The 24,226-nt window shown below is 73.3% G+C and carries 27 protein-coding genes; 1 reads left to right on the top strand and 26 read right to left on the bottom strand.

Features of this window, described 5'->3' with window-relative positions:
• Position 1: 1 nt before the first annotated feature.
• The 9 genes from ABD208_RS17460 to ABD208_RS17420 form a co-directional block, all read right to left on the bottom strand.
• Entirely contained in the window at positions 2–790 is a 789-nt protein-coding gene (locus ABD208_RS17460; protein WP_344105397.1) for an SDR family NAD(P)-dependent oxidoreductase, read from the bottom strand.
• A gap of 60 nt (positions 791–850) precedes the next feature.
• Positions 851–1,393: a DivIVA domain-containing protein gene (locus ABD208_RS17455; protein ID WP_344105752.1), complete on the bottom strand. Its 543-nt coding sequence runs from the start codon at positions 1,391–1,393 to the stop codon at positions 851–853.
• Between the two features lie 8 nt (positions 1,394–1,401).
• On the bottom strand, positions 1,402–2,496 hold the full coding sequence (rlmN, locus tag ABD208_RS17450) for a dual-specificity RNA methyltransferase RlmN (protein ID WP_344105749.1): 1,095 nt from the start codon (positions 2,494–2,496) through the stop codon (positions 1,402–1,404).
• Between the two features lie 121 nt (positions 2,497–2,617).
• Positions 2,618–3,541 carry a phosphatidate cytidylyltransferase gene (locus ABD208_RS17445; RefSeq protein ID WP_344105394.1) on the bottom strand — a complete coding sequence of 308 codons (924 nt, stop codon included), beginning with the start codon at positions 3,539–3,541 and terminating at the stop codon, positions 2,618–2,620.
• A gap of 59 nt (positions 3,542–3,600) precedes the next feature.
• A complete protein-coding gene (gene frr / locus ABD208_RS17440) occupies positions 3,601–4,158 on the bottom strand; it encodes a ribosome recycling factor (RefSeq protein ID WP_344105392.1) in 558 nt (185 codons plus the stop codon).
• A gap of 84 nt (positions 4,159–4,242) precedes the next feature.
• Entirely contained in the window at positions 4,243–4,998 is a 756-nt protein-coding gene (gene pyrH, locus ABD208_RS17435; protein WP_344105747.1) for a UMP kinase, read from the bottom strand.
• A 149-nt stretch (positions 4,999–5,147) separates the two neighbouring features.
• The gene (gene tsf, locus ABD208_RS17430) at positions 5,148–5,987 is read right to left on the bottom strand and encodes a translation elongation factor Ts (RefSeq protein ID WP_344105390.1); all 840 of its coding nucleotides are present in this window, start codon (positions 5,985–5,987) and stop codon (positions 5,148–5,150) included.
• 33 nt (positions 5,988–6,020) lie between these two features.
• Positions 6,021–6,986: a 30S ribosomal protein S2 gene (rpsB, locus tag ABD208_RS17425; RefSeq protein ID WP_344105387.1), complete on the bottom strand. Its 966-nt coding sequence runs from the start codon at positions 6,984–6,986 to the stop codon at positions 6,021–6,023.
• Positions 6,987–7,300: 314 nt separating this feature from the next.
• Entirely contained in the window at positions 7,301–7,990 is a 690-nt protein-coding gene (locus ABD208_RS17420) for a YoaK family protein (protein WP_344105385.1), read from the bottom strand.
• A 142-nt stretch (positions 7,991–8,132) separates the two neighbouring features.
• On the opposite strand from ABD208_RS17420, the gene ABD208_RS17415 reads away from it, so the two are divergent.
• Positions 8,133–8,840 carry a murein hydrolase activator EnvC family protein gene (locus ABD208_RS17415; protein WP_344105383.1) on the top strand — a complete coding sequence of 236 codons (708 nt, stop codon included), beginning with the start codon at positions 8,133–8,135 and terminating at the stop codon, positions 8,838–8,840.
• A gap of 9 nt (positions 8,841–8,849) precedes the next feature.
• Here the strand turns inward: ABD208_RS17415 and ABD208_RS17410 are convergent, their stop codons facing one another.
• From ABD208_RS17410 to ABD208_RS17330, 17 genes are all read right to left on the bottom strand, one after another.
• The gene (locus ABD208_RS17410) at positions 8,850–9,803 is read right to left on the bottom strand and encodes a tyrosine recombinase XerC (protein ID WP_344105381.1); all 954 of its coding nucleotides are present in this window, start codon (positions 9,801–9,803) and stop codon (positions 8,850–8,852) included.
• A gap of 109 nt (positions 9,804–9,912) precedes the next feature.
• Entirely contained in the window at positions 9,913–11,133 is a 1,221-nt protein-coding gene (gene dprA / locus ABD208_RS17405; RefSeq protein ID WP_344105379.1) for a DNA-processing protein DprA, read from the bottom strand.
• Positions 11,134–11,302: 169 nt separating this feature from the next.
• Positions 11,303–12,835, bottom strand: coding sequence for a YifB family Mg chelatase-like AAA ATPase (locus ABD208_RS17400; protein ID WP_344105377.1), 1,533 nt, complete (start codon positions 12,833–12,835; stop codon positions 11,303–11,305).
• Positions 12,835–13,239, bottom strand: a complete 405-nt coding sequence (locus ABD208_RS17395; RefSeq protein ID WP_344105375.1) for a YraN family protein — start codon at positions 13,237–13,239, stop codon at positions 12,835–12,837. Before ABD208_RS17395 ends, ABD208_RS17400 begins: the two co-directional genes overlap by 1 nt.
• A 200-nt stretch (positions 13,240–13,439) precedes the next feature.
• Complete coding sequence (locus ABD208_RS17390) at positions 13,440–13,739, bottom strand: DUF2469 domain-containing protein (protein ID WP_344105373.1); 300 nt, start codon at positions 13,737–13,739, stop codon at positions 13,440–13,442.
• Entirely contained in the window at positions 13,736–14,419 is a 684-nt protein-coding gene (locus ABD208_RS17385; RefSeq protein WP_344105745.1) for a ribonuclease HII, read from the bottom strand. The genes ABD208_RS17390 and ABD208_RS17385 overlap by 4 nt, the downstream gene beginning before the upstream one ends.
• A gap of 79 nt (positions 14,420–14,498) precedes the next feature.
• Positions 14,499–15,278 carry a signal peptidase I gene (lepB, locus tag ABD208_RS17380; protein ID WP_344105371.1) on the bottom strand — a complete coding sequence of 260 codons (780 nt, stop codon included), beginning with the start codon at positions 15,276–15,278 and terminating at the stop codon, positions 14,499–14,501.
• 11 nt (positions 15,279–15,289) lie between these two features.
• Complete coding sequence (gene lepB, locus ABD208_RS17375; protein WP_344105369.1) at positions 15,290–16,063, bottom strand: signal peptidase I; 774 nt, start codon at positions 16,061–16,063, stop codon at positions 15,290–15,292.
• Between the two features lie 152 nt (positions 16,064–16,215).
• Positions 16,216–16,572 carry a 50S ribosomal protein L19 gene (gene rplS / locus ABD208_RS17370; protein WP_344105367.1) on the bottom strand — a complete coding sequence of 119 codons (357 nt, stop codon included), beginning with the start codon at positions 16,570–16,572 and terminating at the stop codon, positions 16,216–16,218.
• A gap of 214 nt (positions 16,573–16,786) precedes the next feature.
• The gene (gene trmD, locus ABD208_RS17365) at positions 16,787–17,629 is read right to left on the bottom strand and encodes a tRNA (guanosine(37)-N1)-methyltransferase TrmD (protein WP_344105742.1); all 843 of its coding nucleotides are present in this window, start codon (positions 17,627–17,629) and stop codon (positions 16,787–16,789) included.
• A 1-nt stretch (position 17,630) separates the two neighbouring features.
• The gene (gene rimM / locus ABD208_RS17360; protein ID WP_344105365.1) at positions 17,631–18,272 is read right to left on the bottom strand and encodes a ribosome maturation factor RimM; all 642 of its coding nucleotides are present in this window, start codon (positions 18,270–18,272) and stop codon (positions 17,631–17,633) included.
• Positions 18,273–18,408: 136 nt separating this feature from the next.
• Entirely contained in the window at positions 18,409–18,648 is a 240-nt protein-coding gene (locus ABD208_RS17355; RefSeq protein ID WP_344105363.1) for an RNA-binding protein, read from the bottom strand.
• Positions 18,648–19,100, bottom strand: a complete 453-nt coding sequence (rpsP, locus tag ABD208_RS17350; protein ID WP_344105361.1) for a 30S ribosomal protein S16 — start codon at positions 19,098–19,100, stop codon at positions 18,648–18,650. Before rpsP ends, ABD208_RS17355 begins: the two co-directional genes overlap by 1 nt.
• Positions 19,101–19,313: 213 nt before the next feature.
• Positions 19,314–20,423 (bottom strand): amidohydrolase family protein, encoded by a 1,110-nt coding sequence (locus ABD208_RS17345; RefSeq protein ID WP_344105359.1) that lies wholly within the window; start codon positions 20,421–20,423, stop codon positions 19,314–19,316.
• Positions 20,420–22,048 (bottom strand): signal recognition particle protein, encoded by a 1,629-nt coding sequence (ffh, locus tag ABD208_RS17340; protein ID WP_344105357.1) that lies wholly within the window; start codon positions 22,046–22,048, stop codon positions 20,420–20,422. The genes ABD208_RS17345 and ffh overlap by 4 nt, the downstream gene beginning before the upstream one ends.
• A 23-nt stretch (positions 22,049–22,071) precedes the next feature.
• The gene (locus ABD208_RS17335; protein ID WP_344105355.1) at positions 22,072–23,817 is read right to left on the bottom strand and encodes a [protein-PII] uridylyltransferase family protein; all 1,746 of its coding nucleotides are present in this window, start codon (positions 23,815–23,817) and stop codon (positions 22,072–22,074) included.
• Positions 23,818–23,869: 52 nt separating this feature from the next.
• Positions 23,870–24,208 (bottom strand): P-II family nitrogen regulator, encoded by a 339-nt coding sequence (locus ABD208_RS17330; RefSeq protein WP_344105353.1) that lies wholly within the window; start codon positions 24,206–24,208, stop codon positions 23,870–23,872.
• Positions 24,209–24,226: the final 18 nt, after the last annotated feature.

Below are 24,226 nucleotides of genomic sequence, written 5' to 3'. Positions count from 1 at the left end.
CTCACCTCGGCTGCATGCGGATGCCGCCGTCGAGGCGGATCGTCTCGCCGTTGAGGTAGGGGTTGGCGATGACGTGCCGGACCAGGGCGGCGTACTCCGCCGCGGTGCCCAGGCGCGACGGGTGCGGGACCTGGGCCTCGAGGGAGGCCCGGACGTCGTCGGGCATGCCGGCCATCATCGGCGTGTGCATGATGCCGGGGGCGACCGTCACCACGCGGATCAGCTGCCTGGCGAGGTCGCGCGCGATCGGGAGGGTCATCGCCGCGATGCCGCCCTTGGAGGCGGCGTAGGCCGCCTGCCCCACCTGGCCGTCGTAGGCCGCCACGGACGCGGTGGAGACGACGACGCCGCGCTCCGGCGTCTCCGGCCCGCCCGGCACCTGGCCGACGGCGGGATCGTTGGCGGACATCGCGGCCGCCGCCAGGCGGATCACGTTGAACGTGCCGATCAGGTTCACCGCGATCGTGCGCTCGAACACGTCGAGCGGGGCCGGGCCCTCGCGGCCCACCGTGCGCGACGCCGAGACGATGCCCGCGCAGTTCACGACGGCGCGCAGCGGCGCGATCCCCTGCGCGGCGGTCACGGCGGCCCGGACCTGCTCCTCGCTCGTCACGTCGGCGGCGACGAACCGCGCGCCCTCGCCGATCTCACGCGCGGCCTCCTCGCCCCGCGAGGACGGCAGGTCGAGCAGGAGCACCGTCGCCCCGTCGCCCGCCAGCGCCTTGGCCGTCGCGAACCCGAGGCCCGAGGCCCCGCCCGTCACGATCGCCGATGCTCCGTCCAGCTTCATGCTGCCTCCTAGTCGTCACGCGGGGTCTCCGCGTCGGACCCAGCCTAGAAGGAAGCGGGCCTACTCGACGCCCAGCAGCACTTCCACCGCGCGCGAGAAGAACGCGTCCACGGAGGCCTCCTCGTACGCCTCCGGGCCGCGGGCGCGGCCGAACGTGGCCGAGCGGACGTCGGCGGCGGTCAGCGGCTCCTGCCGGTCGAAGTAGCCGACGAGCCGGTCGCACAGGTCGTCGACGTCGTCCATGTTGTAGCCCTGCTGGCCGCGCTCCGCGGGGGCGAACTTCTCGCCGTCGGGCCGCCCCAGGCGGCCGTACAGGGTGCGGGCACGCTCGGCCAGCGCGTTCATCCACGCCTGCTGCCCGTTCGCCGCCACGTACTCGGAACGCTGGCGCGCGATGAACGCGGCCTCGAGGCGGTCCAGCGCGGCGTCGACCTCGTGGGTGTTGTAGCCGCCGCGCACCAGGTCGAAGGTCGAGGCCTGGATGTCGGCGCTCGTCACGCGCTCGGCGGTGCGGCCCTCGTACGCCTGGCGCGCGTGCTCGAAGAACTCGTCGACCTCGTCACGGTCGTAACCGGTGCGGTACGCGGGAACGTTGTTGAACATGCCACCACTCACTCGTCGTCCTCCTCAGCGGCCAGCTGTCCGCAGGCGCCGTCGATGTCGCTTCCGCGGGTGTCCCGGATCGTCGTGGGAATACCGTGACCGCGCAATCGTGCCACAAACTCGTCCTCGACCTCGCGATCCGAGGCCGTCCAGATCGAGCCGGGCGTGGGGTTCAGGGGGATCGGGTTGACGTGCACCCAGCCCCGGCCCCGCGCGTTGAGCTTCTTGCCCAGCAGGTCGGCACGCCAGGCGTGGTCGTTCATGTCCTTGATGAGCGCGTACTCGATCGAGACGCGGCGGCCCGTGACCTCGTAGTAGTGCCGCGCGGCGTCGATCGCCTCGTCCACGCTCCACCGCGTGTTGATGGGGACGAGCTCGCTGCGCAGGTCGTCGTCGGGCGCGTGCAGGCTCAGGGCGAGGGTGACGGGGATGCCCTCGTCGGCGAGCTTGCGCATCGCCGGGACCAGGCCGACCGTCGAGACGGTGATGTTCCGCGCGCTCATGCCCAGGCCGTCCGGCTGCGGCGCGACCAGCGTGCGCACGGTCTCCATGATGGCCTTGTAGTTGGCCAGTGGTTCCCCCATGCCCATGAACACGAGGTTGTTCAGCCGTGCCCGGCCGCCGGGGATCTCGCCGCGGTCCAGCGAGCGGAACGCGGCGCGCACCTGCTCCAGGATCTCGGCCGTGGAGAGGTTGCGGGTGAGGCCGAGCTGGCCGGTCGCGCAGAAGGGGCACGCCATGCCGCAACCCGCCTGGCTCGAGACGCACAGGGTGGTGCGGTTCGTGTACCGCATGAGCACCGACTCGACCTTGGCGTCGTCGAACAGGTGCCAGAGGGTCTTGACGGTGGTGCCGCCGTCGGCCTCCATGACCTTGGTGGGGCGGATGAGCCGCGGGAACATCGTCTCGGCGAGGGCCGCGCGGCTCGCCGCCGGCAGGTCCGTCATGTCGTCCGGGTCGGACGTGAAGTGCGTGAAGTAGTGGGTCGCGAGCTGCTTGGCGCGGAACGGCTTCTCCCCCGCCTCCACGACCGACGCGACGCGCTCGTCGGCGGTCAGGTCCGCGAAGTGGCGCGGCGGCTTGCCGCGCCGGCGCGGCGCCATCTGCAGGGGGATCGGCTTGGTCTCGTCGCCGGGACGGACCTCCGCCAGCGGGGCGGACTTCGGGAGCGGCGGCGTCCTCGTTGCCTGAGGAGCCGACGACGACGGTTGGTTTACGGGCATATCAGGCGACCACCGAGAGAACGAGATAGACGAAGGGTGCGGTCATGAGCAGGGAGTCCAGGCGGTCCATGACCCCGCCGTGTCCGGGGAGCAGCGAGCCGATGTCCTTCAGCTCGAGGTCGCGCTTGAGGAGCGATTCCGCCAGGTCCCCGATCGTGGCGGTGACCGCGGTCAGCACGCCCAGGACGACGCCGACGAGCGGGTCGACGTGCAGCAGGTAGACCGCGCCCAGCACCCCGACGCCGGACGCGAGCACCAGGGAGCCCATCAGCCCTTCCCAGGACTTCTTCGGGCTCACGGTCGGTGCCAGCGGGTGCCGGCCGAGCAGCACCCCGGCGATGTAGCCGCCGGTGTCGCTGGCCACGGCCAGGAGCACGAAGAGCGCCACCCGCAGCTCGCCGTCGGGCTGCGCGAGCATGAGCGCGACGAAACCGCCGAGGAACGGGATGTAGGCCGTGCCGAACACCGCGGCGGCGGCGTCACGCACCGCCGTCGTCCCCGAGCCGTCCAGCGCGCGCCACACGACGCACGCGCCGACGGTCAGCACGAACGCGACGAGCAGGCCCTCCGGGCCGCTGTAGTAGGCGGACGCGATGATGCCGACCGTGCCCGCGAACAGCGGGGTCAGGGGCAGCTTCAGCTCGCGGCGCGCGAATGCCTGCCGCAGTTCCCACAGCCCCGCCCACATGAGGATCACCTCGAGGCCGAGGAACGGCTCGGGGCGCCAGTACAACGACGCGGCCACGGCCGCGAGGAGGAGGAGCCCGACGGCGATCGCGGCCGGCAGGTTGCGGCCGGCGCGTGACGCGCGCTCGGCGGCCGCTTCCGCGGGCACGGGCGGCTGCGCCGGGCGCGGGGGTCCGAGCGGGCGCTGCTTGCGGGAGGGCTTCGGCTTCCGCCCGGACGCCTTCGAGGGCCGGGGCATCGAGACCTCCTTCCCGAACGGCGCGGGGCCGGCGGTGCGGGGCTGGGGTTGTCGGGACATCAGACCTCGAGCAGCTCGCTCTCCTTGCCCGCCAGCAGCTCGTCGACCGCGTCGACGTGGCGCTTGGTGAGGGCCTCCAGGTCCTTCTCGGCGCGCGCGACCTCGTCCTCGCCGGCCTCGCCGTCCTTGACGATGCGGTCCAGCGCGTCCTTGGCCTTGCGCCGCACGTTGCGGACGACGACGCGCGCGTCCTCCGCCTTGTGCTTGGCGAGCTTCACGTAGTCCCTGCGGCGCTCCTCCGTGAGGGCGGGCATGATCACGCGGATCGCGTTGCCGTCGTTCGACGGGTTGACGCCCAGATCGGACTCGCGCAGGGCCTTCTCGATCGTGGTCATCGAGCCCTTGTCGAACGGCGAGATGAGCACCGTGCGGGCGTCGGGGATGTTGAACGAGGCAAGCTGCTGCAGCGGTGTCGGGGCGCCGTAGTACTCGACGGTGATCTTGCTGAACATCCCAGAGTTCGCGCGCCCCGTGCGGATGCCCGCGAAGTCCTCCTTGGCGACCTCGATCGCCTTCTCCATCTTCTCCTCGGCCTCGAGGAGGGTCTCGTCGATCACCGTTGCTCCTGTCTCTTGCTGCTGCTGGTGGCGTCGTGCACTGCTAGGTCACTCTACTGGGACAAGGCCCGCCGGGCAGGCGGCCTACCGGGCCGTCACGAGGGTCCCGAGCGGCTCGCCCCGCAGCACGCGCGTCACGTTGCCCTTCTCCTCCATGCCGAAGACCCGCATGCGCACGTCGTTGTCGCGGCACATGCTCAGCGCGGTGGCGTCCATCACGCCGAGGTTCTTCACCAGGGCCTCGGTGTAGGTGACGTGCTCGAGCTTGCGGGCGTCCGGGACCTTGCGCGGGTCGGCGTCGTACACGCCGTCGACGCCGTTCTTGCCCATGAGCACCTGCTCGCAGTGCGTCTCCAGGGCCCGCTGCACCGAGACCGTGTCGGTCGAGAAGTACGGCAGCCCGGCGCCCGCCCCGAAGATCACGACGCGGCCCTTCTCCAGGTGCCGGATCGCGCGCAGCGGGATGTAGGGCTCGGCGACCTGGCCCATCGCGATGGCGGTCTGGACGCGCGTGGTGACGCCGGCCTGCTCCAGGAAGTCCTGCAGGGCCAGGCAGTTCATCACGGTGCCGAGCATGCCCATGTAGTCGGCACGCGCGCGGTCCATGCCCGCCTGGCTCAGCTCGGCGCCGCGGAAGAAGTTCCCGCCGCCGACGACGATCGCGACCTGGACCCCGCCGCGCACCGCCTCGCCGACCTCGGCCGCGATCCGCCGCACCACCGTGGCGTCGAGGCCGACGCTGCCGCCGCCGAACGCCTCACCCGAGAGTTTCAGCAGCACCCGGCGGGCGGGTGCGCCGCTGGCGTCGACCGCCTGGCCCGGGGCCGCGTGCGGTGTCATCGCTGCCGCCGCGGGGAGCAGCTGCTCCGTACGGCTCCTGTCGTCGTGGTCGGTCACGTCGCCCTCGTCCTTCGCTCGTGGAAATGCCCCGGGGAGATTACACAACGGCCCGGCCCGCGCACGCGCGCGGGCCGGGCCAGAGTGGTGCGTCAGGAACCGACGCGGAAGCGGACGAACGCCTGCAGGGTCCCGTTGGCGGCGGCGACGTGCTTGCCGACCGTCGTCTTCGAGTCCTTGGCGAGCGGCTGGTCCACGAGCACGGCCTCCTTGAAGAAGCCGTTGAGGCGACCCTCGACGATCTTCTCCAGCGCGGCCTCCGGCTTGCCCTCGGCGATCGAGACCTCGCGCGCGATCTCGCGCTCCTTCTCGACGACCTCGGCCGGGATCTCCTCGCGGGTCAGGAAGCGCGGCGCCAGGGCCGCGATGTGCTGCGCGACGTCCTTGGCGACCTCGGCGCCCGCCTCGTCCGTGACGACCAGGACGCCGACGCTCGGCGGCAGGTCCTTCGCGGTGCGGTGGAGGTAGGTCGTGACCTTCGGGCCCTCGACGCGGGCCACGCGGCGCAGGACGACCTTCTCGCCGAGGGTCGCGCCCTCGCTGGCGATGAGGTCCGCGACGGTGCCCTCACCGGCGGGGGCGGCCGCACCGGACGCCTCGTCCGACGCGCCGGCGGCCGCGACGGCCTCCAGCACGGCGTCGGCGAGGTTCACGAACTTCTCGTTCTTGACGACGAAGTCGGTCTCGGCGTTCAGCTCGATCATGGTCGCGACCTGGCCGGCGGCCGAGTCGGAGACCTTGACCGCGACGAGGCCCTCCGAGGTGGCGTTGCCCTCGCGCTTGGCGGCGCGGGCGAGGCCCTTCTTGCGGATGATCTCGACTGCCTTCTCGGCGTCGCCGTCGGCCTCGTCGAGCGCCTTCTTGACGTCGAGCATGCCCGCGCCGGTCTTCTCGCGCAGGGCCTTGATGTCAGCGGCGGTGTAGTTCGCCATTGTCGTTTGTCCTCCGTGCAGGTAGGTCGGCTGTCACTTCTCGGTGGACTCGGCGGCGGCCTCGGCGGCCGGCGCCTCCTCGGCGACCGGCGCGGTCTCCTCGGCGACGGCCTCCGGAGCGGCCTCGACGGCAGCCTCGGGGGCGGCGGTCTCGGCAGCGGCCTCCGGCGCGGCGGTCTCCTCGGTGACGGTCTCCTCGGCGGCGGCCTCCGGCGCGGCGGACTCCTCGCCCGACAGGAGCTCGCGCTCCCACTCGGCCAGCGGCTCGGCCGCGGCCGGGGTCTCCTCCTCGGCGCCCGACTTGCCGGAGTGGCGCTTCATGAGGCCCTCCGCGGCGGCGTCGGCGATCACGCGCGTCAGCAGGGCGACGGAGCGGATGGCGTCGTCGTTGCCCGGGATCGCGTAGTCGACCATGTCGGGGTCGCAGTTCGTGTCGAGGATCGCCACGATCGGGATGTTCAGCTTGCGGGCCTCGTCGACGGCGAGGTGCTCCTTGTTCGTGTCGACGATCCACACGGCCGAGGGAACCTTGGCCATGTCGCGGATGCCGCCGAGCGTGCGCGTGAGCTTGTCCTTCTCACGGCGCAGGACGAGGAGCTCCTTCTTCGTCAGGCCGGAGCCGGCCACGTCGTCGAAGTCGATCTCCTCGAGCTCCTTGAGGCGCTGGAGGCGCTTGTGCACGGTGGAGAAGTTGGTGAGCATACCGCCCAGCCAGCGGTGGTTCACGTACGGCATGCCGACGCGGGCGGCCTGCTCGGCGACCGCCTCCTGCGCCTGCTTCTTCGTGCCGACGAACAGGATGCTGCCGCCGTGGGCGACGGTCTCCTTGACGAACTCGTAGGCACCGTCGATGTACGACAGCGACTGCTGGAGGTCGACGATGTAGATGCCGTTGCGCTCCGTGAAGATGAATCGCTTCATCTTCGGGTTCCAACGGCGGGTCTGGTGTCCGAAGTGGACACCGCTCTCGAGGAGCTGACGCATGGACACGACGGCCATGACACGTCCTTCCGGTGCACCGCCGGGCTCCGCCCGGGTCTGGGTGCACACGATCAGGCGGCGGGCGCTTGGCTCCCGCCGCGGTTTCCGGTTCCGGTGCCCGCGTCCGCGGACACCCCTGGCGCCACCCCGCCAGGCACCGCCGTCGGCCAGGAGCCGCAGGCGGACCGCTGCCGTGAAGGGCTTGCGTGACGCGCGATGTCGATCGGTGAGGTGGCACGGGCGTTCATCGCTGCCCGCGAACCCACCGATCGCGGCTCGAAGTCTACAGGGTTTTCCCGGGGTTGCCCCGCCCGTGCAGCGGCACGGTGCGCTCAGACGTGCCGGACGTGGCCGACGACGGTCACCGCCAGGCTGCCGAGCCCCGCCACCAGCATCCCGAGGCCCACCCCGGCGTCGCCGGTGAGCCGCAGCAGGACGGCCCCGACCCCGGCCCCGGCCAGGATGAGCACCACCGCGAGCAGCCGCCGAGCCCAGTTCTCGTCGTTGCCCCGGGCGAGGCGCGAGTCGGCCGCCAGGCCCGTCAGCGTCGAGGTGACCACGACCGTCGTGACGTCCTTCACCGCGATCCGCCGGGCTGCGGCGGCCTGGAGGCCCATCGCGACGGCCATGAGACCGGTCACGGTGAAACCCCACGCGGTGTCCGTCCGGGGCGGGAAGATCATCGCGACGATGCCGAGCGACGTCGCGAGCGACCCCGTGACGCCGAACGCGACGGTCGAGGCGCGCGCCCAGTCCCGCGGCGCGGCGTTGGTGAGGCGGCCCCCGATGAGGGCGCCGGTGAAGAAGGCGCCGAGCGCGAGCACCGGCCCCGCGACGGGGAGGTCGTCGCCGCCGGCGAGCGCCATGCCGAGGATCACGACGTTGCCCGTCATGTTGGCGATGAAGACGCGGTCGAGGCCGAGGTAGCCGACCGCGTCGATGATCCCGGTGGTGAAGGTGAGCACCAGCAGCAGCACCAGCTGGGAGGGGATCCGCGGCCCGGTGGCGGGAAGGGAGTTCACGCGGACATGTTGCCACGGAGGTCCCCTCCCGACGGGAACAGGCGCACCCGACGCCGACGGCGGGCTGTGGAAACCGCCGTTCGTGCACAGGGGGGTGCCCCGGGCCCGGACGGCCCGGCGTGGGCCGGCGCACGCTCGGACCATGAACATCGCCGCAGCAATCTTCCTGACCCTGGTGCTGGTCGTCGTGCCGGCCGCCCCCCTGCGCGGCGTGGCCGCGGGCCAGTCGGGGCCGCCGGTCGCCGCCGCACCTTCGCTCGCGGGCGGGTCGCGGCCGCCGGTCGTCGCCGCGTCTCCGCTCGCGGGCGGGTCGCGGCCGCCGGCCGCCGGCGCACCTTCGCTCGCCGGCGGGTCGCGATCGCCGGGAACGACGGCCGGCGGCCCGGCCCTCGCCGACGCGGCGGCGCCCGCCGCCGTCCCGTCCGTGACCGGGTACACGTCGCCCGCCCCGGCGGCCTACCCGCCCGCCGGGGTCATCAGGCGCTTCGACCCGCCGCGGAGTCGCTGGGGCGCCGGGCACCGTGGCGTCGACCTGGCGACCACGGCGGGCGCACCCGTCGTCGCGCCCGGCGCCGGGACCGTGACGTTCGCGGGCGACGTCGCCGGGCGGGGCGTCGTCGTGGTGACGCACCCGGACGGGCTGAGGTCTAGCCTCGAGCCGGTGCGGGCCACCGTGACGGTGGGCACCGGGGTCGCGGCGGGCGACGTCGTGGGCAGCGTCGAGGACTCGATGTCGGACCACTGCGGCCCTGACGCCTGCGTCCACTGGGGCGTCCGGCGCGGCGACCGCTACCTCGACCCGCTCCACCTGCTGTACCGCCCGGTGATCGTCCTGCTGCCGGACGAATGAGGCTGCCCGTCAGGCTCGGGGGAAGGCCTGGGCGTAGACGGCGCGGAGGCGGTCGGCGTCCACGTGGGTGTAGCGCTGGGTCGTGGCGAGGCTGGCGTGGCCGAGAACCTCCTGGACCGAGCGGAGGTCGGAGCCGCCCTGCAGGAGGTGGGTGGCCGCCGAGTGCCGCAGCGCGTGCGGTGCGATGTCCTGGACGCCGGCGAGCGCCGCGAGCCGGTGCACCGCCTCGCGGACCTGGCGTTGTCCCCAGCGCCCGCCGCGCTCCCCCACCAGGAACGCGTCGCGGCTGGCCGCGGTGGCGAGCTCCGGTCGCCCCTCGCCGAGCCACTCGTCGACGGCGCGGGCGGCAGGGATGCCGAACGGCACCACCCGTTCCTTGCCGCCCTTGCCGAGCACCCGGACGAGGCGCTCGGCCCGGTCGACCTGGCCGACGTCGACGGACACCAGTTCCCCGACGCGCACGCCCGCGCCGTAGAGCAGTTCGGCGGCGACCCACGCGCGCAGGGCGCCGGGACGTGCGTGGCCCTCGGTGGTGTGCGCCGCCTCGCGCGCGACGTCGAGCAGGCGGGCGGCGTCGCCGACGCCGAGGACGGTGGGCAGCGTCCGCGGGACCTTGGGGCTCGCCAGGCGGGCCGAGACGTCCTCGTCGACGAGTCCGGCGCTCACCGCCCAGCGCAGGAACGCCCGGGCCGACGCGCCCCGCCGGGCCAGCGTGGAACGAGCCAGCCCGCGTTCGGACTGCGCGGCCAGCCAGCCGCGCAGGGTCGCGAGGTCGAGCGCGCGGAGCGACTCGCGGCCGTGCCGCCTGGCGTACCGCAGCAGGTCGGTCACGTCCGCCACGTAGGCCCGCCGCGTGTGCACGGAGTGACCGCGCTGCGCGTCGAGGTGCGTGGCGAAGCGCCGCACCGCCTCCGCCAGATCGTCGGGGAGCCGCGGCAAGCCGGACAGGTCCGTTAGGTCCACGTATTCCAGTCTGCTCCCGCACCCGCCGTTCGGCACGCAGGCACCACGGCGTGTCACCGCCGGGGTCGTTCCCGACGGCACGTCCCGCACGACTATGCACGACGGCGTGTCACCGCCGGGTGCAGCGCCAGTTCGCTCCCTCTCGCTCGGCGAGCCCGGCCAGGAGCAGCCGCCCGAGCTTCGCCGTCGTCTCCTCCACGCCGAGCCCTGCCACCCGGGCCACCGATTCGAGAGAGGCGGCCCGCCGCACGGGAAGTGCGTCGAGCACCTTCCTCGCCACCGGGTCCAGCCCGTCCCGCGGCCCACGGTCACCGGCGCGATCCGGGGCGGCATCCGCGGTCAGGTCGCCGGCGAGTTCCGCCGCCTCGGCCGCGTCCGTCACGCACACCGCGGCCCCGGACCGCATCAGCTCGTGGCAGCCCGCCGACGCCATCGAGGTGACCGGCCCCGGCACCGCCCCGAGCGGGCGCAGCAGCCTGTCCGCGTGGTTCGCCGTCGACAACGCCCCCGACCGCAGCGCGGCCTCGACCACCACCGTCGCCGAGCCGAGCGCCGCGATGAGGCGGTTGCGCGCCAGGAACCGCTGCCGGAACGGCGTGGACCCGGGCGGCACCTCGGCGACCAGGGCGCCGTCCGCGGTCGCGGCCTCCATCACCCGGCGGTTCGCCTCCGGGTAGAGCCTGTCGACGCCTGATGCCAGGAGCACCAGCGTGCGACCGCCGCCCGCGAGGGTCGCACGGTGCGCCTCCGCGTCGATCCCGTGGGCACCTCCGGACACGACGGTGAACCCGCGGGTGACGAGCCCGGACGCGAGGTCCCGCGCGACGCGCTCCCCGTAGCTCGTCGACGCGCGCGATCCCACGAGCGCCACCGCGCGCCGGGACGCCCGGGCCAGGTCGGCCTGGCCCCGCACCCAGAGCGCGAAGGGTGCCGCGGGCCCCAGGTCGTCCATCGCTTCCGGCCACCGCGGGTCGCCCGGTACGAGGAGCGTTCCGCCCAGCCGGTCCACGGTCTCGAGGTCCCTGGCGGGCACGAGGTCCCCCAGCCGGGACGCCCAGCGCCGCACTCCTGCCATCAGCGCGACGGCGGGCGAACCCGCGTCCTCGCCGCCGAGCGCCCGCGCCACCCGGCGGCCGGACTCCACCCGTGCGAGTTCTGCCGCGGCGCCCCCGGGTCGCTCGACGGCCCGCACCACCCAGTCCAGCGCCTCGCCGGGCCCGAGGGCAGCCACGAGAGCTCCGGCGACCACGTCGCCCGGCTCGGCCAGCCGGGACCACGCGGCCCGGGCCGGTAGCGGATCCCCGACGTCGAACGGAAGTCGCGGGAACACCCTCGGCGCCGGGCCACCGGACGCTTCCGGACCACGGCCGGGCGAGCCGGGCGCGGGCGGGAGCCCCGGCGGCGCCGGTGTCGGCGCCGGCGCCTGTGCCTGTGCCGGTATCGGTGCCTGTGCCGGTATCGGTGCCGGCGAGCCAGGAGCGGGCAGTCCGAAGAGTGGGTCAGCCATGGCGCAGCCCCTGTCGCATCGTGACGGCGGTGAGGACGTCGTCCTCGACAGGCGCGTCGCGGCCCGCCAGGTCCGCGAGCGTCCAGGCGACGCGCAGCACCCGGTCCACCCCGCGCAGGCTCAGGGTCCCGTCCGCCAGCGCCCGGTCCATCAGGTTCTCGATCCCCTTCGTGGTGCGCAGCCGTTCCCGGAGCCATCGCCCCGGCACCTCGGAGTTCGTCGTCCAGCCCGTGCCCCGCAGCCGTGCGGCGGCCGCCTCGCGGGCGGCGGCGACGCGCCGGGCGACGACGGCGGTGGGTTCGCCCGCGCCGCCGGCCCTGTCGACCTTGTCGACCGGCTGCACCTCGATCTGGAGGTCGACGCGGTCGAGCAGCGGCCCGGACAGCCGCCCGAAGTACCTGCGCCGCATGACGGGCGTGCACGTGCACTCCAGGCCCTTGCCGATCGACTTGCCGCAGGGGCAGGGGTTGGCCGCGAGCACCATCTGGAACCGCGCCGGGTACCGCGCCACCCCGCCCGACCGGTGGATCACGAGCTCGCCCTGCTCCAGCGGCTGCCGGAGCGTGTCCAGGACACTGGGCCGGAACTCGGCCACCTCGTCCAGGAACAGGATGCCGCGGTGCGCGCGGGTCGCCGCGCCCGGCCGGGGCAGGCCCGATCCGCCGCCGACCACCGCGGCCTGTGTCGCGGTGTGGTGCGGGGCCTCGTACGGCGGGCGCCGGATGAGCCCTCCCGCGGGATCGAACGTCCCCGCGACGGAGTGCACGGCGGTCACCTCCACGGCATGCCGCTCGGTCAGGTCCGGCAGGATCCCGGGCAACCGGGAGGCGAGCATCGTCTTGCCCGAGCCGGGCGGACCGACGAAGAACACGTGGTGCCCGCCGGCGGCCGCGACCTCCAGGGCGCGCCGCGCCGCGGCCTGCCCGACGACGTCGGACATGTCCCCGGGCGTGGCCGTGTGGCCGGCCGCCCGCGGCCGTTCCACCCGTTCGACCTCCCGGACCACCGCGCCCTCGCCGCCGTGCAGCGCCACGACCTCGGCCAGGCTGGCCGCCCCCACCACCCGCGCCCCGGGGACGAGCCGCGCCTCGGGGGCGTCGCTCGCGGCCACCACGATCCGTTCGTACCCGGCGTCGACCGCGGCGGCCACGGCGGGCAGCACGCCCCGTACCGGCTGGATCCGCCCGTCGAGCCCCAGCTCGCCGAGATGCACCACCGAGTCGAGCCCGCCGGCCGGGATCTCCCCGGCCCCGGCGAGGATCGCCACCGCGATCGCCAGGTCGTAGCCGCTGCCCTGTTTCCGCAGCGCCGCCGGCGACAGGTTCACGGTGATCTTCCGGACCGGCCAGGCCAGGCCGGTCGACGAGACCGCCGCCCGCACCCGGTCCCGGGACTCGCTGAGGGCCGCGTCGGGCAGCCCCACCACCGTGAAACCCGGGACGGTCGCCGACAGGTGCGCCTGCACCTGGACCATGTGCCCCTCCAGCCCGACCAGGGACACCGCCGCCGTCGTCGCCACCTCCATCAGACCACCGCCTCGAGGTGCTCGACCACGGGCCCGGCGTCGCGGGGAAGCAGCACCGAGACGACGTCGATCCGCACGGCGGACCAGTGGGGCGGCACGTCCACGCCCTCGCGTTCGGCGGCCTCCTCGGTGGCCCGCCGGTGCACCATGAGCCACTGCCCGGCCAGCCGCCGCAGCCGCGCGAGCTTCTTCGCGGTCACCCCCTGGCTGGGATGCCCGAACCCCGTACCCGACCGGGTCTTCACCTCGACCACCACCAGCACGTCACCGTCGAGCGCGACGATGTCGATCTCCCCCTCGCGCCCGCTGCGCCAGTTCGTCGCCAGCACGGTCCACCCGCGCGCCACGACATGCTCCAGCGCGATCTCCTCGCCGCGCCGCCCGACCTCGTCCTTGCTGAGCATCCGCCCCACCTCCACGACGAGCCTGCGCGTCCACGCGCCATCACGCCGGAGATGAAACCGGGAAAAAGCGACTCCTGTCGATGGATCGGGATATCCACAGGGTCGCGTCGGCGTCGGATCCGCAGAACACCGTCCGAGGGGTCCACGAAAGCCGGCAAGGAATTTCCGGGCCGGGACGAAAGATCACCCGGCCCGGATCGTCAGAGCGTCAGCTCCGCCTTCGCCAGCTCCTCGACGTTCACGTCCTTGAACGTCACCACCCGCACCGACTTCACGAACCGCGCCGAGCGATACACGTCCCACACCCACGCGTCGCTCATCGTCAGCTCGAAGTACACCTCACCGGCCGCGGACCTGACCTGCAGGTCCACCTGGTTGGCGAGGTAGAAGCGTCGCTCGGTCTCCACCACGTACGAGAACAGCCCCACGACGTCCCGGTACTCGCGGTAGAGCGCGAGCTCCATGTCCGTCTCGTAGTTCTCGAGGTCTTCGGCACTCACCCGGCCATCATCGCACCCGGCAGGTTCCATGACCGACGGTGCAACACGCACGGACCGTGATTCGCGAGCGCATCGAGGTGCGCCGGGGCGCTGTACCCCTTGTTCGCCTCCCAGCCGTACTGCGGATGGTCGGCGGCGAGTTCCGTGAGGATCGCGTCCCGCTCCACCTTCGCCAGCACGCTCGCCCCGGCCACGGTGGAGCACCGCATGTCGGCCTTGATCATCGTGACCACATCGGGCCCGGCGCCGGCGCCGCCCTCGGACACCAGCACGCCCGCGCCGTCGTCGTCCCCGGTCAGCCCGCCCGCCGCGAACAGGTCCGGCCCCGGATCGCTCAGCCAGTCGTGCTTCCCGTCCAGCAGCACCACGTCGACGTTCCCCACCTCGGACTGCACCTGGTGCAGCGCCCGCCGGCCGGCGAGCCGCAGCGCGGCGATGATGCCCTGCTCGTCGATCTCGGCGGCCGAGGCGTGCCCGACGGCCGAGGCGAGCGCCCACCGCCGCACCTTCGGGGCCAGGTCCACGCGCGCGGCGGGGGTCAGCAGCTTCGAGTCCGCGATCCCCTGCGGGGCGGTCCGCGTGCGCGCGTCGATCACGACGACGCCCACGCTCACCGGCCCGGCCAGCGCCCCGCGGCCCACCTCGTCCATCCCGGCCACGAGCCGTGGCCCGGCCGCCATCAGCGAGCGTTCGGTGCGCAGGTTCGGCTTCACCCGCGACACCCCGTTGCCTTCCGCCACCTGCGCAGACCTCCCGGGTCTAGCTCGCCGCGGCGCCGGCCGCCGGCACGTCCTGGAACACGGCGGACGGGTTCGAGTGCCACGTCAGCCGGTCGAGCGGCCAGACGGTGGCGAACGCCGCCCCCACCACATTGTCCACCGGGACGAACCCGCCGCCGGGCTCCTCGGTGTTGTACCGCGAGTCCGCGGAGCTCTGCCGGTTGTCGCCCATCACCCACAGCGAGTCCTCGGGCACGGTCACGTCGAACGGCTTGCCGCTGCTCGGCGTGGTACCCGGCTTGATGTACGTCTCGGTGACCGCCACGCCGTTCACGTGCAGCGGCCCGCCGTCGTTCGCGCAGGCGTCGTCGCACACGACGTGGTCGCCCGGCAGCCCGATCACGCGCTTGATCAGGTGCTCGCCCATGTCCTCCGGCAGCAGGCCCACCGTGGTCAGCGCCGCCGTGATCGCGTTGCCGACCGCGCCGCGGTCCGCCTCGAAGGGGTACGGGTCGAGCCAGCCGCCCGGGTCCACGAACACGACGACGTCCCCGCGCTGCAGGTCGACCGGGCCCGGGGCGAGCCGCGACACCATGACCCGGTCGCCCATCGTGAGCGTGTCCTGCATCGACGCGCTCGGGATCGAGAACGGCTGCATGAGGAACGTCTTGATCAGGAACGACAGCAGCAGGGCGCTCACCACGATGACGAGCGTCTCCTTCAGGATCGCCAGCCCGCGGGACTGGCTCTTCTCCTCGGAAGGCCCCTGGTCGTCTGCCATGTCGTCTTCGGCACGGTTGTCGGTCTGGTAGGTCGTCACGGGACTCACTTTCAGGTGGTGGGCTGCGGCGCCGGGGCGGTCGGCTCCGGGACCCCGGCGAACACGCCGGACGGGTTCGAGTGCCAGGTCATCCGCTCGAACGGCCACACCGTGGCGAACGCGGTCCCGACGATGTTGTGGACGGGGACGAACCCGCCGCCCGGCCTGCTGGTGTTGAAACGGGAGTCCGCGGAGTTCTGCCGGTGGTCGCCCATCACGAAGAGCATCCTGTCGGGCACGACGACGTCGAACTTCTTGGCGCCGCTCGGCGTGTTGCCCGGCTTGAGGTAGGTCTCGTCGATCGCGGTGCCGTTGACCGTCACCGGCCCGCCGTCGTCGGCGCAGGCGTCGTCGCACATGATGTGATCCCCGGGCAGGCCGATCAGCCGCTTGATCAGGTGCTCGCCGGTGTCCTCCGGGAGCAGGCCGATCGCGGTCATCGCGGCCGTGGCCGCGTTCCCGACGGGCCCCCGATCGGGCGCCGTGTACACGGGCAGCCAGCCACCGGGATCGATGAAGACGACGATGTCGCCGCGCCGCAGGTCCACCGGGCCGGGCGCGAGCCGCGACACCATGACCCGGTCGCCCACCGTGAGGGTGTCCTCCATGGACGCGCTCGGGATGTAGAACGATTGCACCAGGAACGTCTTGATCAGGAACGACAGCACCAGGGCGCTGATCACGATGATCGCGATCTCCTTGAGCACCGCGAGCCCACCGACCTGTTCCCCGGGCTCACCCAGGTCCTTGGGCCGCGCATGCCGCGCCACACGGTACGTCGTCACGGAACTCACTTTGTCTCGGTGTCACGCCTTCTCGTACGACGACATCACGTACGACGACGCCGGGCCGCCACCCTGATCCGGCGTCGGCCCCACAAGTATGCGGTACCGACCTGGGTTCAGCGTGCCGACCCGGCGTTGTTCTCTCCGGGCGATCAGGACGCGACGGTCGCGCGCTTCTCCTTGATCTTCGCCTTCTTGCCGCGCAGTTCGCGCAGGTAGTAGAGCTTCGCGCGGCGGACGTCACCGCGGGTCACGACCTCGATCGACTCGATCGTGGGCGCGTGCACCGGGAAGGTGCGCTCCACGCCGACGCCGAAGCTGATCTTGCGGACGGTGAACGTCTCGCCCACGCCGCCGCCGTGGCGGCGGATCACGATGCCCTGGAACGCCTGGACACGGGAGCGGTTGCCCTCGATGACCTTGACGTTGACCTTCAGGGTGTCACCGGCGCGGAACTCCGGGATGTCGTCGCGCAGCGAGGCGGCGTCGACGCTGTCGAGCTTCTGCATCGTTCTCTCCGGGCCTGCCACAGGTCAGGCGCGAAATCAGCGGCCGTACGGGACGGCCGCGAGCGAATAAGGTGGTGACGCGCCGTGTCGACGATCGTGCCGGGCCGGAGTTCCGGCCCGACGGCATCCCCTGTGGCAGAGACCTGACCGTCGGCGCACCGAGGGCCCATTCTGCCACAGCGCCGCCGTACCGCCCGCGCGAGCAGGTGTGACGTCAGCCCGCCGCAGGCTCCGGCGGCACCGGGGCCTGCGCGCCGTCGTCCTGCCGCGCCAGGCGCCCGCCGTCGGCCACGATCCACCCGAGCTCCGTCAGCAGGGCCCGGTCGTGCTTGTCCAGCACTGTCCCGTCCAGGCCCGCGATCATGTCCGGCCGCCGCGCGGCCGTGCGGCGCAGCGCCTCGTCGCGCCGCCAGCGCTCGATGCGCGCGTGATGCCCGGACAGCAGCACCTCGGGGATCCCCCGCCCGTGCCACTCCGGCGGCTTCGTGTAGACCGGGTACTCCAGCAGCCCGGCGGCCCCGTGCGACTCCTCCACCAGCGACTCCGGGTTCCCCACCATTCCCGGCACCAGCCGCGCGACCGCCTCGATCATCACGAGCGCCGCGACCTCGCCGCCGTTGAGCACGTAGTCGCCGATCGACAGCTCGCGCACGTCCAGCCCCGCGTCGCGGTAGTGCCCCGCGACCCGTGCGTCGATCCCCTCGTACCGGCCGCACGCGAACACGAGCTGCCCGGCCCCGGCCAGCTCCTCGGCGTGCCGCTGCGTGAACACCTCCCCCGACGGCGTCGGCAGGATCAGGATCCTGCCCGGCGACGCCGCGGCGGGCTCGCCGCCCAGGACGTCGTCGAGGGCCGTGCCCCAGACGTCCGGGCGCATCACCATGCCCGCGCCGCCGCCGAACGGGGTGTCGTCGACGGTGCGGTGCCGGTCCGTGGTCCAGTCCCGCAGGTCGTGCACGCGCAGGTCCAGCAGGCCGCGCTGCCGCGCCTTGCCCACGAGCGACAGGTCGAGCGCGGCCAGGTAGTCCGGGAAGATCGTGACGACGTCGATCCGCACGTCAAGCGCTCCCGTCGTGTCCGGCGACGCCGGATCCGCGGGCGGGGCGATCCCGCTCGTCCTCGTCGCCGGCATCGTCGTCCGGCTCACCGGGCGCGCCGTCGTCGTCGCGCTCGCTGATCAGGGCGTCCGCGTCGCGGGCGAGCAGGCCGCCGGGCGGGTCGAGGACGACCCGGCCGCCGGCGACGTCGACCACCGGAACGATCGCGCGCACGAACGGGACGAGCGTGCGGACGGTGCCGGACGGCAGCGGCTCGTTCACCACGAGCACGTCGTGCGCGGGAAGGTACTCGAGCCCCGCCACCTCGCCGACCACGGTCCCGTCCGTGAGCTCCGCGCGCAGGCCGCGCAGCTCGTGCGGGTACCAGGCGTCCTCCTCGTCCGAGGCGTCCGCGTCGACGACCAGCTCCACCCCGCGCAGCGCCTCGGCGGCGGAACGGTCGGGCGCCTCGGCGAACCGGACCAGCCAGCGGTCCTGGTGCACGCGCGCGGCGGTCACCGTCAGCGGGCCGACGCCGGCGGGCTCGGTGCGGAGCACGGAACCTACCCCCAGGCGGCTCTCCGGGTCGTCGGTACGCAGCTCGACCGAGACCTCACCCTTCAGCCCGTGCGCCCGCCCGATGCGGGCTACGACCAGCTCCATCCGCTACTCCCCGATGAATCCTTGAGATGGTGTGAATCCGAGCGCGATCCTGCGCGGACCGACCCGGACGACGAGCGAGGCCCGGTCCATGCGGACCGGGCCTCGTCTCGGCGGTGTCGCGTGAGCGGCAGCCCGCTCAGCGGCGGTCGACGTCGACCACGTCGACGCGGACCGAACCGTCCGCAGCCAGGGCGCCGACCACCGTCCGCAGCGCGCGGGCGGTCCGGCCGCCGCGGCCGATGACACGGCCGAGATCGTCCGGGTGCACACGGACCTCGAGCAGGTCTCCCCGGCGCAGCGACTTCGCGGACACGCGGACGGCGTCCGGGTTGTCGACGATCCCGCGCACGAGATGCTCGAGGGCCTCCGCGAGCATCAGGCCTCGGTCTCGGCCGGGGTCTCGGCGTCCTCGGCCGGAGCAGTCGCCTCGGCGGCGGTCTCCGCCTTCGCGGCCTCCGCCTTGGCGGCGGCGTCGGCCTTGACCTTCTCGGCCTCGGCGTGGATGGCCTCGATCGCGGCGGCGGAGTCCGCCTTGGACGCCTTGACCTTGAGGGTGCCCTCGGCGCCCGGCAGGCCCTTGAACTTCTGCCAGTCGCCGGTGACCTTGAGCAGGGCCAGGACGGGCTCGGACGGCTGGGCGCCGACCTTCAGCCAGTGCTGCGCGCGCTCGGTGTCGATCTCGATGAGCGAGGGCTCCTCGGTCGGGTGGTACTTGCCGATCTCCTCGATCGCACGACCATCGCGCTTGACCCGCGAGTCCATGACGACGACGCGGTAGTACGGCGCCCGGATCTTGCCGAAGCGCTTCAGACGAATCTTGGTGGCCACGAAGTGGTCTCTCCTGGTTCTTAAGAATGGGTGACCTGGCCCGCCGATCCGTGGGGGTGGATCACGATGCCGTGGTCTGGACCGGGTACGCACGGGAGAGAGGGGCCCAGGCGTACCGAGTACCCGGTCATTGTGCCAGACGGCGCACAGAGCCACCAACCGCGACCACGGTTCTCCCTTCCAGGTCCCCGGCCCCCGGCGGCCCGGGAGAACTCAGTGGACCTCGCCGCGCAGCACCACGGCCCGCGGGTACCGCAGCACCTCGATGTTCTCGCGCGGGTCGTCCGGGTACACCACCAGATCCGCGCTCGATCCCTCCACGACCGCCCCCAGCCCGAGGTACGACCGCGCCCGCCAGGACGCGAACGCCACCACCTCGGCGGCGGGGATCCCGGCGGCCACGAGCTCCGCGCACTCCCCCGCGATCAGCCCGTGCCCGATCGTCCCGCCCGCGTCCGTCCCGACCAGGAGCCGCACCCCGGCGTCGTACAGGTCGCGCACCTGCTCGTACCGGCGTGCGTGCATGCGCCGCATCCGCGCGGCGTAGGCCGGGAACTTCTCCGCGGCCTGGTCCGCGATCGCCGCGAACCGCTCCACCTGCAGCAGCGTCGGCGTGACCGGCACCCCCGCCGCGGCCGCCCGCCCGATCTGGTCCGCGGTCATCCCGGTGCCGTGCTCGATGCCGTCCACCCCGGCGTCCAGCAGGGCGTCGACGGTCTCCGTCGCGAACGTGTGCACGGTGACCCGTGCCGCCTCGGCGTGCGCCTGCGCCACCGCGTCCTGCAGCACGTCCGCGGGCCACAGCGGCGTCAGGTCCCCGGCGGACCTGTCGATCCAGTCGCCCACCAGCTTCACCCAGCCGTCGCCCCGCCGGGCCTGCTCGCGCACGGCCGCGGGCAACCCGGCGGCGTCGTCCAGCTCGAGCCCGAAGTTCCGCAGGTACCGCGCGCGCAGCGCGAGGTGCCGCCCCGCGCGGACGAGCCGCGGCAGGTCGGCACGGGAGCTCATCCATCGCGTGTCCGACGGCGAGCCCGCGTCCCGGATCGCCAGCACCCCGGAGTCCCGGTCGGCGACGGCCTGCCGCTCGGCGATCTCCCGCGACACCGGCCCCTCGGCCCCGAGCCCGATGTGGCAGTGCGCGTCCACGAGCCCCGGCACCGCCCAGCCCTCCAGGACCCGCAGGCCTGCGCCCTGCGCGGACGGACGGGTCAGGCTGACGCGCCCGCCCCGGACCCAGAGGTCGCCCACCTCGCGCTCGTCGTCGAGCAGGATGTGCCCGCGCACGTGGATGGTGGGGACCGTGTCCGAGGGCGGCACGATCACTTGCCCAGGAACTTCCCGAGCTGCTGCTCGAGCGCCTCCATGTCGGGCGGAGCCTGCGGCTGCGGCGCCGCCGCGCCGAACGCCGAGCCCGCGGCGGCCGGCTTGCCGCCGCCGAGCGCCCGCTGCATGTCCTCGCGCTCCTGCTGCGCGCGCTTGGCCGGGTTCCCGGACTTGCCCTTCTTGCGCTTGGCGGGCTGCTGCTTGCCGCGGGCCTTCTTGCCCATGCCCATCCCCGGACCACCCGGCATGGCGGGCATCCCGCCCGGCCCCATGCCCGGCACTCCGCCGCCGCGCGACATCTGCTTCATCATCTTCTGCGCCTGCGTGAACCGCTCGAGGAGCTGGTTGACGGCGCTCGCCGAGGTCCCGGAACCGCGCGCGATCCGCGCGCGCCGCGAACCGTTGATGATCTTCGGGTTGTCCCGCTCGACCGGCGTCATCGACTGGATGATCGCCTCGATCCGGTTCACCTCGCGCTCGTCGAACTGGTCGAGCTGCTCGCGCATCTGGCCCATGCCCGGCAGCATGCCGAGCATCTTCTTCATCGAGCCCATGTTCTTCAGCTGCTGCATCTGCACCAGGAAGTCCGCGAGCGTGAAGTCCTGCCCCGTGGCCACCTTCTGGGCCATCTTCTCGGCCTGGTCGGCGTCGAACGCCTTCTCGGCCTCCTCGATCAGGGTGAGCACGTCACCCATGTCGAGGATGCGCGAGGCCATCCGGTCCGGGTGGAAGACCTCGAAGTCGGTGAGCTTCTCACCGGTCGAGGCGAACATGATCGGCCGGCCGGTCACCTTGGCGACCGAGAGCGCGGCACCACCGCGCGCGTCGCCGTCCAGCTTGGACAGCACGACGCCGGTGAAGTCGACGCCGTCGGCGAACGCCTTCGCCGTGTTCACCGCGTCCTGACCGATCATCGCGTCGATGACGAACAGGACCTCGTCCGGCGTGACGGCGGCGCGGATGTCCGCGGCCTGCTTCATCAGCACCTCGTCGATGCCGAGGCGGCCGGCGGTGTCGACGATGACGACGTCGTGCAGCTTGGCGCGCGCGTGCGCGACGCCGTCGCGCGCGACGGCGACCGGGTCGCCGATCAGCGGCGCGTCCAGCGCCGGGTCGTCGGCGGACGACGTGTTGCCGGGGTGCGGCGCGTAGACGGGAACGCCCGCCCGCTCGCCGACGACGCTGAGCTGGTTCACGGCGTTCGGCCGCTGCAGGTCCGCAGCGACCAGCAGCGGGGTGTGCCCCTGCCCCTTCAGCGCCAGCGCCAGCTTGCCCGCCAGCGTCGTCTTGCCCGCACCCTGCAGACCGGCGAGCATGATGACCGTCGGCGGCGTCTTGGCCAGGCTGAGCGGCCGGGTCTGCCCGCCGAGGATCTCGACCAGCTCGTCGTTGACGATCTTGACGACCTGCTGCGCGGGATTCAGCGCGCCGGAGACCTCCGCCGACAGCGCACGCTCCCGCACCGCGGCGGTGAACTCGCGCACCACGGGCACCGCGACGTCGGCGTCGAGCAGCGCACGCCGGATCTCGCGCACGGTGCCGTCGATGTCCGCCTCGGAGAGGCGCCCGCGCGTACGCAGGTTCTTGAACGTCTGGGTCAGCCGGTCGGACAGGGAATTGAACACGACGTCAAGGGTACCTGCGCGAACTACCTCTCGCGGAGGGCCGCGCGGGCCTTGCGGGTCAGCGCGTCGACCAGGCTGGCGCGCCACGGGGTCCAGTGCTTCGGCCCCAGCGACGTGGTGTCCGCCTCCGTGAGCAGACGCAGGACGTCCAGGAGGTCCGCGCGGTGTCCGACGGCGTCGAGCAGCGCCGTCACCGTCGCGGGGTCGTCGGGGTCGCCGCCCACCGCCAGCTCCGAGAGGACGAGGTGGTGCCGGACCATGCGTGTCACGTCCTCGGTCAGGGCGTGGTCGAAACCCATGCGCCGCAGGATCGCGGGGGTGCGGGCCGCGCCCTCGGCCGAGTGATCCGCGGCGCCGCGGACCTTGCCGATGTCGTGCAGGATCGCCGAGAGCAGCAGCACGTCGCCGCCGTTCTGCCCGGCGCCGGTCCCGGCGTCGCCGAAGGTCGCCCCGCGGCGCAGCCGGGCGGCGAGGCGGGCGACCTCCACCAGGTGCCGGTCCACCGTGTGCCGGTGGACGGCCGCACGCTGGGGCCGGTTGCGCACGTCGGCCCACTCGGGGATCCACGAGGTCACGACCCCGGCCAGGTCCAGTTCCTCCCACACCGGCACCTGCGCGCTGCCCGCCGCCAGGAGGGTGAGCAGGTGGGCGCGCGCGGCCGGCGGCCACGGCTCGGGCAGCGGCGGGCACCGGCGCAGCGAGTCGATGGTGACGGGCGACAGGAGCAGCCCGGTCCGCGCCGCCGTCGCGGCCGCACGCAGCGACATCAAGGGGTCCGACGACGGACGCGCGCCCACCGCGAGCACCAGCTCGCCGTCGTGCTCCACGAGGCCGTCCGCGACCTGCCGCAGCTGCGGCGGCTTGCGCTTGCCGCGCACGATGAACGGCTTGCCGATCGGCCGCCGCTCCAGGGCCTTGCGGGCGCGCCGCACGGTCGAGTCCAGCGCGTAGCTCACCTCGCGGCCCACGGCGGCCAGGCTCGCCAGGAGCTCGTCGCCGTCGTCGTACCCGCAGCGCCCGGCGACCTCCTCGAGATCCGCGAGCAGCAGGCGGGTGGTGCGGCGGCGCGCGGTGACCTGCAGCACGTCGCGCACGTCGAGCAGGTGGGCGTAGGCGTCGTCGACGGCGCCGTGCGGGCGGTCGGTGAGCCAGGTGGCGGCGAGCGCGGTGAGGACGACGGCGTCGCGGATGCCGCCGCGGGCCTCCTTGAGGTCCGGCTCGATGAGGTAGGCGAGCTCGCCGGACCGCTCGGCGCGCTCGCGCACGCTCCCGAGCAGTTCGGGCAGACGACGCCGGGCGGCGTCCCGCCAGTCCGTCAGGACCCCGGTCGCGGCGCGATGGACGACGGCGGTGTCCCCGGCCAGCGCGTGCACGTCCAGCCAGGACACGGCGGCCTTGAGATCGCCGGAGGCGACCTTGCGGCACTGCGCCAGCGAGCGCACCGAGTGGTCGAGGTCCACGCCCGAGTCCCACAGCGGGTACCACAGCCGCTCGGCCACCCGGGCGAGGTCGGCGTCGGAGTGGGTGCGCCCGTCGTGCACGAGGACCAGGTCGAGGTCGCTCAGCGGGCCCAGGTCGCCGCGGCCGAGGCTGCCGACGGCGGCCAGGGCGATGCCGTCCGGCGCGACCTCGGCCGTCGCGTGCTCGAAGAGCGCCGTGAGGCGCTCGGTGACGTGCCCGACGAGCGCGGCCCGGCGAGCGGCGCCGGAGTGGCCGGGGCCCGTGGCGTCGTCGGCGATCTTGAGCAGTTCGTCGCGGAGGCCCCGCATCCCGCCGATGGGATGCGAGGCCTCCGTGGGGTGATCGGTCAAGACGCCGGCGTCAGAGCGCGGCGTCGCCGTGCTCGCCGGTGCGGACGCGGGCGACGTCGTCGACCGAGACCACCCACACCTTCCCGTCGCCGATCTTGCCGGTCTGCGCCGCGCCGACGATGGCGTCCGTCACCGCGGTGACGTCCTCGTCGGACACGAGCACCTCGATGCGGACCTTCGGCACCAGGTCGACCGTGTACTCCGCACCGCGGTAGACCTCGGTGTGGCCCTTCTGACGGCCGTAGCCGCTGGCCTCGGAGACGGTCATCCCGCGGACACCGGCGGCCTCGAGTGCCGACTTCACGTCGTCGAGCCGGTGCGGCTGGATGATTCCCGTGACGAGCTTCATGCGCGTTCCTCCTTGAGT

The sequence above is a fragment of the Myceligenerans crystallogenes genome (assembly GCF_039529775.1).
GTDB lineage: Bacteria > Actinomycetota > Actinomycetes > Actinomycetales > Cellulomonadaceae > Myceligenerans > Myceligenerans crystallogenes.
This window is presented reverse-complemented; position numbering and strand designations above follow the sequence as displayed.